This is a genomic window from Kaarinaea lacus (assembly GCF_975902315.1).
Map to the genome: position 1 here is coordinate 1 of NZ_CDLKIE010000220.1, position 11,722 is coordinate 11,722.

Sequence of the window (11,722 nt, forward strand, 5' to 3'; positions counted from 1 at the left end):
GAGCAGATTGCCAAGCGCCTGCATGGGTTCAGAAACAGGAACCTGCTCCAGATGTACTGTTGCACCCACCTCGCTCGATTCAAGTATATGGTTCAAGTCTGCAATCAAGCCATCAGAGATATCGATCGCAGCAGAAGCCATATTACGAAGTGCGATACCGAGTTCAATACGGGGGACGGGTCGATGAAGCCTGGTTAGCAGCGATTGTTTTTGTTCGTCGGTTAGATTGGGTAGTGAAAGTTTTTGCTGATGGACCTGTAATCCTAACGCTGCATCACCCACTGTGCCAGACACAAAAATTCTGTCTCCCGCTTGCGCAGCGCTTCTTTTTAATGCTTTGCCTTGCGGTACAAATCCCATTAATTGAACCGTTACACTCAATGGCCCCTGAGTGGTATCACCACCAATTAACTGCACATTAAATGCTTTAGCCAGTGTATAAAACCCATCACAGAAATGTTGCAACCATGCTGCATCAACTTTCGGCATCGTTAAAGCCAACGTTGCCCATGCGGGTTCGGCACCCATAGCTGCCATATCACTCAGATTTACCGCAAGCGCTTTATAACCGATATCAAATGGCTGGCTATCCCGGGGGAAATGAACAGCCTCGACCAGCGTGTCCACCGCTGTTATTAATTGAAACCCCGTTGGAATATTGCTAATCGCAGCATCATCACCAATAGCCAGCGCCACATCATCGCGAACAACGCCACGATCCTTGAAGTATTTATCGATGAGGAAAAACTCGGATTGAGTCATAAGTTCCGCAGTTAATTAAAAATTAACATCAAACGAGCTGGTAGTTTATATGAATGTCTAGTGAGAAGATTTTTTTGCGTTTATTTCTGCAGCGCGCAATTTTTTTGCGGCCGCATCCAGGATACTATTAACATACTTGTAACCATCCTCGGCGCCAAATACTTTGGCAATCTCAACTGCCTCATTAATTACCACCCTGTAAGGTATGTCCAGACGAAACTGGAGTTCATATACACCAAGTCGCATAATCGCGCGTTCTACCGGATCAATCTCACTAAAGGGTCGGTCCAGATAAGTGTGAATATGATCATCGATCTCGTCGATGTGCGCAGGTACTTTGTGCAATAATTCCTGAAAATATTTTAAATCCACTTTGGACATATCGTGTTCCAGCACAAACTGCTGATCAATATCCGACAAATCCACCTTGGTCATTTCCCACATATACAGGGCTTGAACAGCGCGCTTTCGGGCCAGGGAACGTGCTTTACTCATAGAGGTACTTAATCTAGTTGTGTCGCCGTGAATGTGTATTGCAATCTTATATTAGTAAGAATGTGTTTGTATCAGTCTAGCGCTCGCAACAGGTTTACCATCTCGATCGCTGACATAGCGGCTTCCACGCCTTTGTTACCTGCTTTGGTACCCGCACGTTCGATAGCTTGCTCAATTGTGTCGACAGTCAACACACCAAATGCTACCGGAACATCATATTGAGAGGACACTTGCGCCAGGCCTTTGGTACATTCGCCAGCAACATATTCAAAGTGCGGCGTACCGCCACGGATAACCGCGCCCAATGCGATAATGGCATCAAACTGTTTTTTTGCTGCAATTCTCTGGGCTGCGAGTGGCATTTCAAAAGCGCCAGGCACGCGAACAATCTGAATATCATTGTCATCAGCACCATGACGTTTCAAGGCATCAATTGCGCCATCTAACAGGCTTTCCACCACAAAACTGTTAAAGCGCGACACGACAATACAAAACTGAGCACCCTGAATCGTCAATTCACCTTCATATGTTTTAAAATTATTCATCGCTCTATTGCTTCTCGGTTATTTTAATCTATTAATGAATTAGTTCAGCTGCCAGCTTAATTTGTTTCGCTGGCAACATATTCAACCACTTCCAGTCCAAAACCGGACAAACCATGAATACGTTTCGGCGCGCTCATGACACGCATTTTACGCACACCCAAATCCAGTAATATTTGTGCGCCGGTACCATAGGTACGTAAATCCGTGCTGGATTCACGTCTTGGTGGTGTTTCACCCTGATCTTCCAGCTGATAACTTTCTACCTGTCGAATAATGTCGTTTTTTTCATCTGGATAACTGAGCAAAACGATGACACCAATGCCTTCATGATCAATCCTTCGCATCACATCTTCTAACGGCCACCCCGTATCCTTGCGCTGAATACCCAACACGTCATTCAGGTAATGGGGCATATGTACACGCACCAGGGTCGGTTCAGATGATCTAATATTGCCCTTCACCAGGGCAAAATGGACCTGGTTATCGATACGATCACGGTAGCTGACCAGGTGAAATTCACCAATGTGATTCTTTAACTGACACTCGGCTACTCGTTCCAGACTCTTTTCATTGGACAAACGATAGTGGATCAAATCAGCGATGGTTCCGATTTTCAGATCAAATTCTTTAGCAAAAACTTCCAGGTCAGGACGACGAGCCATACTGCCGTCTTCATTAAGTATTTCCACAATGACACTGGCAGGTTCCAGTCCAGCCATACGCGCCAAATCACAACCCGCTTCCGTATGCCCAGCTCGGGTTAACACGCCGCCGGGTTGCGCCATGATGGGAAAAATATGTCCTGGCTGCACAATATCTGTCGGTCTGGCATCCGGCGCCACGGCCGCCTGAACGGTTGCTGCCCGGTCTGCAGCAGATATACCTGTCGTCACGCCCTCTGCCGCTTCAATGGATACCGTAAAGTTAGTTCCGTAAGCAGCACTGTTGTTATTCACCATCAGCGGCAAACGTAATTGTTCACAACGTTCCCTGGTTAAGGTCAAACAAATCAGTCCACGGCCATATCGCGCCATAAAATTAATATCCACTGCGTTTACCTTACTGGCCGCCATCACCAGGTCGCCTTCGTTTTCGCGATCTTCGTCATCCATCAAGATCACCATTTTTCCCTGGCGAATATCGTCAATTAATTCTTCTGGCGTATTAAGTTCCATACTATTTTTTAGTACCTGATGCGTTACTTTTAATCTACAGTTTTCACATAATTCATTATGCTAAATAAAACCATGCTTCGCTAAAAATTTCTCATCAATAGCGGTAATCAAATCACTATCTTTATCTGCAGCCTTGTCACCTAATAACAATCGTTCGAGGTAACGGGCAATGATGTCTGCTTCCAGATTGACATGCCGTCCGGCCGTATAATCACCCATAGTTGTTTCCTGTAAGGTATGGGGAACAATATTTAATTCGAACTCACTGCCTGAAACGGTATTGACCGTCAGGCTGATACCATCAACACAAATCGAACCTTTTTCAGCAATGTACTTAGCCAGGGTATCCGGTGCCTTGATGACAAAGCGCTCCGACCGGCCATCGCTCCAACGTTTAATAACTTCACCAACGCCATCGACGTGACCACTGACCAGGTGGCCACCGAGCCGTGTTGTTGGTGTTAAAGCCAGCTCCAGATTGACCCGGTCACCCGTTTGCCATTGGCCAGCAATAGTACGGGACAAGGTTTCTCCCGATACATCAGCAACAAAGCCATTGGCAGTTTTCTCAACCACGGTCAGACACACGCCGCTCACGGCAACACTGTCGCCCAAAGCCAGATCATCCACAGATAATTTACCGATATGGAGCGTGAGTCGCATATCGCTGTTTTTTTGTTGCAGGGCTTCAATTTGCCCGACGCTTTGTATAATTCCGGTAAACATGATGGCTATCTGTAGAAACTATTCAACTCCAGTAATTATTCGGCTTATAGTAATGATACAACATACTATTTGATATATTTCTGATGGGCAATGATACGCCAATCATCACCTATCTGGCGAGTATCAAGCAGCTCAAGTTCGAGTTTTTGCGCCATCGTCGTCAATTCTGGTAGATGAAAAGCGCCCCTGGCCTGATCACCCATCAAACTTGGGGCAATATAAAAAATAAACTCGTCAATCAGGCCCTTCGCCAGCGCGGCACCATTAAGTCGCGCCCCTGCCTCAATCATCACTTCATTAATTTCACGCCTGGCGAGATCATGCAGCACGGCTTTAAGGCTAATATGTTCGTCATCACACTCCATCTGTACGACTTTTGCGCCAGAGTGTTCCAGTTCAGTAATGCGTGCCTGGTCGTAACTGCCAGAATATATTAATGTCGTTCCTGGCAAGCTTAGCATCTTGCTGGTTACTGGCGTGCGTAATTGTGTATCAATAATGACACGCAATGGCTGGTCATCATCCGTAAAATTTGCCAATGCGGAATTATCACTAGCGGGTAAACGTACGTTTAATGATGGATCGTCCGCGAGTACCGTTCCAATGCCAGTCATAATCGCTGAGCTACGTGCGCGATACCGGTGTACATCCTGCCGTGCCGCCTCCCCTGTGATCCACTGACTTTCACCCGAGGCCATCGCGGTACGACCATCAAGACTCATCGCGATTTTACAGCGCACATAGGGCAACTGCCGCTGCATGCGTTTGATAAAACCGGGATTCAGTAAACGCGCTTCATCTTCCAGCAATCCGTGCTCAACACTTATTCCCGCCTCAGATAACTTTTCAATGCCTTTGCCGGCAACCAGTGGGTTGGGATCCGTCATCGCAACTACCACTTTCGCCACATTGGCACCGATCAGTGCATCAGCGCAGGGTGCAGTCCGGCCAAAATGACTACAGGGTTCCAGGGTAACGTAAACGGTAGCACCTTCTGCATTAGCGCCTACCTGTTGCAAGGCAACAATTTCAGCGTGAGGACCACCGGCACGCTCATGCCAGCCCTCGCCGATGATATTGTTATCTTTTACGATGACGCAACCAACGCGCGGATTCGGATCAGTAGTGAATAAGCCGTTGCTAGCCAGCTCTATGGCTCTCGCCATATAACGACGATGCTGTTCGTCGCTCACTCTTTCGATTCCTTTTGATCAATCAGGTCGAGTTGTAATTTCTTAAGTTCAGGTGTGGGCAGTTTTTCCAGTCGCTCAATTTCTTCGCGAAAAGCATTCACATCTTCAAAACTGCGATACACGGAGGCAAATCGTACATAAGCAACCTGGTCAACATTCTTGAGTGCTTCCATGACCCATTCGCCCAGTCGGGTTGCCTTGATTTCGCGGTCGCCGGTGGCGCGCATTTGCTGCTTGATATTGTTAATTAGTCCTTCCACAGCATCAGATTCAATGGGACGTTTTTCCAACGCCCGTACTATTCCGCTGCGAAGTTTTTCTTCATTAAAGGGTTCACGTCGACCGTCATTTTTAACGATCTGTGGCATAACCAGTTCCGCTGTTTCAAAGGTGGTAAATCGCTCACTGCAGGTTAAACATTCGCGACGACGACGCACGACGTAGCCTTCATCGGCCAGGCGAGAATCGATTACCTTGGTTTCATCAGCTTCACAGAATGGGCAACGCATAGAGAGAATCCACTATAGCAACACATTAACAATAGCAGATAATCCAATGAAAAGCATAGGCTTTTTGCAGGCTGTCCCGCATCAACCCAGCGACTGGACGACGAAATAACTTATGCTTTATAGACAGGATAGCGCTTGCAGATTTCGAGCACCTGACCTTTGACACGCTCAATGGTGGCTTCATTGTTGATGTCATCCAGGACATCACAAATCCAGCCCGCAAGATCCCGTGCCTCTGTTTCTTTAAAACCACGGGTGGTCATTGCCGGTGTACCAATACGTAAACCACTGGTGACAAATGGTGACTGAGGATCATTGGGTACGCTGTTTTTATTGACCGTAATATTGGCACGTCCCAGGGCAGCATCAGCATCTTTGCCGGTGATACCCTTCTCGATCAGGTCCACCAGAAACAGGTGATTATCAGTGCCGCCTGAAACAATTTTTACGCCCCGCTCCATCATTACGTCCGCCATGATTCGCGCGTTTTTTACAACCTGTTGCTGGTAATCTTTAAAAGATGGCTCAAGCGCTTCTTTAAAAGCCACCGCTTTGGCGGCAATAACGTGCATCAGGGGACCACCCTGCGTACCGGGAAATACCATGGAATTCAATTTCTTCTCTATTTCCGGGTTGGATTTTGCCAGAATCAATCCACCGCGTGGACCGCGCAAGGTTTTATGCGTGGTGGTTGTAGTCACGTCGGCAATTTGCACGGGACTGGGATAGACATCCGCCGCCACCAGGCCAGCAACGTGCGCCATATCAACCACCAGGTAAGCGCCTACCTTATCCGCTATATCGCGAAATCGTTGCCAATCCACGATGCGCGAGTAAGCACTAAAACCACCGATGATCATTTTCGGCTTGTGCTCCATGGCCAATGCTTCCACTTCATCGTAGATGATTTCGCCGGTATCATCACTGATACCGTACTGCACGGCGTTAAAAATCTTTCCGGAGAAATTTACTTTTGAACCATGGGTTAAATGCCCACCATGAGCCAGGCTCATACCCAGTATCGTGTCACCCGGTTGCAGTAATGCAAGATAAACCGCGGCGTTAGCCTGCGATCCAGAGTGTGGTTGAACGTTGGCATAATCAGCACCGAACAATTGCTTAACGCGATCGATGGCTAGTTGCTCAGCGACATCGACGTTCTCACAGCCACCGTAATAACGTTTACCGGGATAACCTTCAGCATATTTATTGGTGAGCACCGAGCCTTGCGCTTGCATGACACGCGGACTGGTATAATTCTCCGAAGCAATCAGCTCGATGTGTTCTTCCTGGCGTTTTTCTTCTTCCTGAATTGCGTTCCACAATTCTTCATCAAATCCGGCAATGGTCATATCTTTGGTAAACATAGGATTCCCACTCAGTTAACAGGTGTCACAAATAATCAAGATTTTTTAACGGCATACGCAACGAACCGGTAATTTATAATTACTTATTTTCTGCGCGCGCTGCGTCAGGTCAGGGTAAATCACCCTCTCCCTCAACCAGTCCTTCCTTCTGCACAGGCATCAAGTCCGCTTTACTGACACCCAGCATAATAGCCGCACTACTGGCGACATAGATAGAAGAATAGGTACCGACAACTACACCGATAATCAGTGCCGTCGCAAAACTATGAATAATTTCACCACCCACAACAAACAGGGCGATCAGCACCAGCAAGGTCGTAATAGAAGTCATCAAGGTTCGGGACAGTGTTTGATTCAGCGACGTATTGGCAATTTCAATGGGCGAACCTTTGCGCATTTTACGAAAATTTTCCCGGATACGATCAAATACGACAATAGTGTCATTCAAGGAGTAACCAATTACCGCAAGGCATGCCGCCAACACGGTCAGATCAAAATCCAGTTGCAGAGCTGAGAATACACCCAGGGTAATTAACACATCGTGAAACAAGGCCAGTACAGAACCCACCGCGAAACGCCATTCAAATCGGAAAAACACATAAATAAAAATACAAATCAACGCGTACAAAACGGCCAGACCACCATCTTCCGTTAATTCTTCTCCAACTTGAGGACCTACAAATTCCACACGCCGCAAATCAATAGAATCACTGGAGGCACTCTGTAATACCTTCACGACCCGGGTACTTAAATCAGCGTCATTCTCGCCGGAAACAGGCGCCAGGCGAACCAGGATATCCTGAGAAGTGCCAAAGTGTTGTACAACGGCATCAGGAAAACCACCAGATTCCAAAGCATTTCGTACCTGTCCCAGCTCAACGGATTGTGAATAGCCCAGTTCGATAAGCGTACCGCCGCTAAAATCCAGTCCGAAATTCAAGCCTCGAGTGAAAAGTGATGCCAGTGAGCCAATGATCAGTATGGCAGAAACGGTCAACGCAATATTGCGCTTACCCATAAAATCAAAGTGTGGTGCCGTTTTAAATAGTTGCATAGTCGTTCCAGAAGAATTTTTTCAGTACTATTATTTTATAAAATCAGATCGAGAGCTTTTCCACCCGTTTCCCGCCGTATACCAGATTCACCACCGCACGCGTACCCATAATTGCAGTAAACATAGAGGTTATAATGCCGATGGACAAGGTGATGGCAAAACCCTTAATAGGACCAGAGCCAAAACCAAACAGAATTATTGCGGCAATCAAGGTTGTGATATTAGCGTCAGCGATCGTTGATACGGCTTTAGCGTACCCGGAATGAATACTGGCCTGCGGACTATTGCCATTGCGTATTTCCTCCCGAATACGTTCAAAGATCAGTACATTGGCATCTACCGCCATACCGACGGTTAATACGATACCAGCGATACCCGGCAAGGTAAGCGTAGCCTGCAACATGGAAAGCACTGCAACGATGGCCACCAGGTTGAACATCAACGCCAGGTTGGCAATTAAACCAAAGCCTCTGTACCAGATTGCCATGAAAGCCAGTACCAGTATAAAACCAATAATCACCGAGCGAGTACCCTGATCGATATTATCCTGTCCCAGGCTTGGACCAACGGTACGCTCTTCCACAATGTCGATAGGCGCAGCCAGCGCACCCGCGCGTAGCAGCAATGCCAGATCGCGTGCTTCGCGCGTGTCATCAAGACCAGTAATCATGAAGCGCTTGCTTAATTGATCCTGAATCCGTGCAACATTGATAACCTCTTCAACCTTGCGTTTGGTTTTAACAATTTTTCCATCCACTTCCCGGGTATCGATTTTATTTTCGATAAACACCACAGCCATCAGCTTTTTGATATTTTCGCCAGTCACCTTGCTGAAGATGTTAGCGCCCTTACCATCAAGGGTGATAAACACTGTCGGCCCACCACTCTGCTGATCGATGCCAGATGACGCATCAATAATATAATCACCCGTTAACATTACCCGGTTCTTTAACAATACATGGCCAGCACCACGTTGCTTATAGAGCTTGAGCCCCGCAGGCACGCGACCATTTACGGCATCCTGTACATCATGAGTTTCATCGGCCAGGCGAAATTCCAGTGTGGCAGTCGCACCCAGGATTTCTTTGGCTCGAGCCGTGTCCTGTACTCCCGGTAATTGCACGACAACACGATCCGTACCTTGCTGTTGAATCACCGGTTCAGCGACACCCAACTCGTTAACACGATTGCGCAATGTGGTAATGTTTTGCTTAACGGCCAACCTGCGAACTTCGGTTTTTTCCCGTTCGGTCATGGTGGTCAGTAGATAAAACGCGCCGTCTTTTTCAAAGGTATCAAACTGTAAATCCGGATACTCCTTACGCAGCAATTCTTCTGCCTGGGTACGCGTATCATCATCCTTGAAGCGGACTTCTACACCATCAATTTCACCAGACGACTTTTGGTGATGATCTATTTTGGTATAACGCAAACGATTTTCACGCAGCAGCGTACGGTAATCACTGATATAGCGCTCTTCGGATTGAGATATTGCAGCATCAACGTCCACTTCCATCAGAAAGTGCACACCGCCCCGCAAATCCAGCCCGAGATACATGGGTAACCCATTAATGGCCAGCAACCACTCCGGTGTGCGTGGGGCCAGGTTTAACGCAACAATGAAGTCATCGTTCAATTGTTTGCGTACTGCATCTTTAGCTTTAAGTTGATCTTCAGTATTGGAAAAACGCACCAGAACTCTTTCATTTTCCAGAAGAATAGCTTTGAAAGGGATGTTTTCGTTTTGCAGCACAGTGCGCACCGTTTCCTGGGTGGCAAGACTCACTTCCACGCCCCGCGTGGATGAGACTTGCAACGCGGGATCTTCGCCATACAGGTTTGGCGCCGCGTACAGCATGCCGACTACTAGCACGATAATAATAAGTAAGTATTTCCACAGGGGGTATTGATTCAGAATCATGAAAGATAACCGGTAATCGTTTATGAATTAATCTTTTGCTTTATAAGTGCCTTTGGGAACCAGTGAAGCGATGGCATTACGTTGCACTTTCACTTCAACACCATCGGCGATTTCAACAGTAATAAAACTGTCGCCGACATCACTGATGCGCGCCAGCACGCCACCATTGGTAACCACTTCGTCACCTTTGGCCAATGCTTCGACCATTTGCTTGTGTTCTTTAGCACGTTTTGCCTGGGGACGAATCAATAAAAAATAGAACAAAACAAAAATCAGTATCAGGGGAATGAATCCCATCAATCCACCTTCAGGTGGTGCACCAGCAGCACCTTCCGCCATTGCGTTTGAAATAAAAAAGCTCATGTCCATGGTTTTACCTTCATATTATGTTTTTCGTAGTTAATCATTGGAGGGCACATCAAATGCCGGCCCTTGAGCGGGCGCTATTATTACATATATCACTAACTTATTGCATCGCAATCACCCAGATTGCTCCACATTTAACCAGTCGCGGAAATACCCCTCAGCCGATAAAACTCTTCACAGAACGGGTCCAGGCCCTGTTCTTCAAGTGCTTTCCGCAAACCACGCATTAGCTCTTGATAATAATAAAGATTATGAATGGTATTCAGTCGCGAACCCAGGATTTCGCCGGTCTTGTCGAGGTGGCGTAAATACGCCCGGGAATAATTTTGACAGGTGTAACAACCGCATTGTGCATCCAGGGGTGCCGTATCGTCCGCGTATTGGGCGTTGCGAATCTTGACTTCACCATAACGGGTAAACAAATGACCATTTCGGGCATTACGCGTGGGCATGACGCAATCGAACATATCGACGCCACGCCTCACTGATTCGACGATATCTTCGGGACGACCGACGCCCATTAGATAGCGTGGCTTGTCCTCAGGCAGTTTGTGGGCTGTATGATCCAGAATACGCAGCATGTCGTCCTTGGGTTCGCCCACTGACAAACCACCAATGGCATAACCGTCAAACCCAATCTCCAGCAGCCCCGCCATGGATTCATCGCGTAAATGCGTAAACATACCCCCCTGTACAATACCGAACAAGGCCGCCGGATTGTCGCCATGAGCCTCTTTGCTGCGTTTGGCCCAGCGCAGGGATAACTCCATGGATGCGCGGGTTTGTTCTTCGTCAGCCGGATAGGGCGTGCACTCATCAAATATCATCACCACATCGGCACCCAGCTCGCGTTGCACGCGCATGGATTCTTCGGGGCCCATAAAAACCTTGTCGCCATTAACCGGCGATGCAAAGGTCACACCCTCTTCCGTAATCTTCGCGGAAACCGGATTCCTGCCGCTTGCAGCACCGGGATGTTCTTTCGCATCACGCCCCAGACTGAATACCTGAAATCCACCGGAGTCAGTAAGAATTGGCCCTTGCCAATGCATGAAGTTATGCAAGTCTCCATGCTTCTGGATGATCTCAGTGCCGGGGCGCAACATTAAATGGAAGGTATTGCCGAGAATCATTTCGGCACCGATACCGATTAACTCTTCCGGGGTCATGGCTTTTACGGTGCCATAGGTACCTACGGGCATGAAGGTGGGCGTTTCGACCGTACCGCGCTCGAACTGCAAACGACCACGGCGGGCAAGGCCGTCAGAATTGATTCGCTCAAATTTCATCTACACAAATTAAGAGGCAGTTTTAAATCGGCATATTGTAACGTTTTTGTGTATGTAACGTTACTTATATATCTGGTTTTTTCCGGCATCGAATATACTCCAGACTCAATTACCGATACAATTCGTTAGAAAATCTCTTCAACAAACTACAACAAAAGAATTAGTGTATGGCATTTATTAGAATACTATCACGTCAATATCTATTACTTTCTTTCTCACTTCTATTGATATCTACCAGTGTTTTGCTCTCATGTAGCAGTGGTGGCGATAGTAACAAGCAAACCGATTCTAAAAGCTACTACCTTCCCTACCTGGGCAGC

Annotated in this window: 12 protein-coding genes; all 12 read right to left on the reverse strand. The window is 47.3% G+C overall.

Annotated elements, in window-relative coordinates; genetic code table 11:
* Positions 1–762: thiamine-phosphate kinase (gene thiL, locus ACWVCM_RS06505; protein ID WP_455200916.1), on the reverse strand; the 762-nt coding region annotated here is incomplete at its 3' end.
* A 57-nt stretch (positions 763–819) separates the two neighbouring features.
* Entirely contained in the window at positions 820–1,257 is a 438-nt protein-coding gene (gene nusB, locus ACWVCM_RS06510) for a transcription antitermination factor NusB (protein ID WP_455200917.1), read from the reverse strand.
* A 71-nt stretch (positions 1,258–1,328) separates the two neighbouring features.
* Positions 1,329–1,802, reverse strand: coding sequence for a 6,7-dimethyl-8-ribityllumazine synthase (ribH, locus tag ACWVCM_RS06515; protein WP_455200918.1), 474 nt, complete (start codon positions 1,800–1,802; stop codon positions 1,329–1,331).
* 56 nt (positions 1,803–1,858) lie between these two features.
* On the reverse strand, positions 1,859–2,977 hold the full coding sequence (gene ribBA / locus ACWVCM_RS06520; protein WP_455200919.1) for a bifunctional 3,4-dihydroxy-2-butanone-4-phosphate synthase/GTP cyclohydrolase II: 1,119 nt from the start codon (positions 2,975–2,977) through the stop codon (positions 1,859–1,861).
* Between the two features lie 60 nt (positions 2,978–3,037).
* Complete coding sequence (locus tag ACWVCM_RS06525) at positions 3,038–3,703, reverse strand: riboflavin synthase (protein WP_455200920.1); 666 nt, start codon at positions 3,701–3,703, stop codon at positions 3,038–3,040.
* Positions 3,704–3,768: 65 nt separating this feature from the next.
* Positions 3,769–4,896 (reverse strand): bifunctional diaminohydroxyphosphoribosylaminopyrimidine deaminase/5-amino-6-(5-phosphoribosylamino)uracil reductase RibD, encoded by a 1,128-nt coding sequence (gene ribD / locus ACWVCM_RS06530; protein WP_455200921.1) that lies wholly within the window; start codon positions 4,894–4,896, stop codon positions 3,769–3,771.
* Positions 4,893–5,405 carry a transcriptional regulator NrdR gene (gene nrdR / locus ACWVCM_RS06535; protein WP_455200922.1) on the reverse strand — a complete coding sequence of 171 codons (513 nt, stop codon included), beginning with the start codon at positions 5,403–5,405 and terminating at the stop codon, positions 4,893–4,895. The genes ribD and nrdR overlap by 4 nt, the downstream gene beginning before the upstream one ends.
* 110 nt (positions 5,406–5,515) lie before the next feature.
* Positions 5,516–6,772, reverse strand: coding sequence for a serine hydroxymethyltransferase (gene glyA / locus ACWVCM_RS06540; RefSeq protein WP_455200923.1), 1,257 nt, complete (start codon positions 6,770–6,772; stop codon positions 5,516–5,518).
* A gap of 109 nt (positions 6,773–6,881) precedes the next feature.
* Positions 6,882–7,826 carry a protein translocase subunit SecF gene (gene secF / locus ACWVCM_RS06545; RefSeq protein WP_455200924.1) on the reverse strand — a complete coding sequence of 315 codons (945 nt, stop codon included), beginning with the start codon at positions 7,824–7,826 and terminating at the stop codon, positions 6,882–6,884.
* A gap of 43 nt (positions 7,827–7,869) precedes the next feature.
* Entirely contained in the window at positions 7,870–9,747 is a 1,878-nt protein-coding gene (secD, locus tag ACWVCM_RS06550; protein ID WP_455200925.1) for a protein translocase subunit SecD, read from the reverse strand.
* Positions 9,748–9,774: 27 nt separating this feature from the next.
* Complete coding sequence (yajC, locus tag ACWVCM_RS06555; RefSeq protein ID WP_455200926.1) at positions 9,775–10,116, reverse strand: preprotein translocase subunit YajC; 342 nt, start codon at positions 10,114–10,116, stop codon at positions 9,775–9,777.
* Positions 10,117–10,247: 131 nt separating this feature from the next.
* Complete coding sequence (tgt, locus tag ACWVCM_RS06560; RefSeq protein WP_455200927.1) at positions 10,248–11,402, reverse strand: tRNA guanosine(34) transglycosylase Tgt; 1,155 nt, start codon at positions 11,400–11,402, stop codon at positions 10,248–10,250.
* Positions 11,403–11,722 lie beyond the last annotated feature (320 nt).